Raw genomic sequence first — 202 nt, forward strand, 5'->3', positions numbered from 1 at the left:
GACTGCGTGCCTTTTGAAGAATGAGCCTGCGAGTTTGCGGTGTGTAGCGAGGTTAACCCGTGTGGGGTAGCCGTAGCGAAAGCGAGTCCGAACAGGGCGATACAGTTGCATGCCCAAGACCCGAAGCGGAGTGATCTAGCCATGGGCAGGTTGAAGCGGAGGTAAGACTTCGTGGAGGACCGAACCCACCAGGGTTGAAAAC

Annotated in this window: 1 rRNA gene; it reads left to right on the forward strand. The window is 56.9% G+C overall.

Going from position 1 to position 202, the window contains the following annotated elements:
- A 23S ribosomal RNA gene (locus ADK60_RS29400) occupies window positions 1–202 on the forward strand; the annotation flags it as partial.

The organism is Streptomyces sp. XY431, from assembly GCF_001279805.1.
Classification (GTDB): domain Bacteria; phylum Actinomycetota; class Actinomycetes; order Streptomycetales; family Streptomycetaceae; genus Kitasatospora; species Kitasatospora purpeofusca.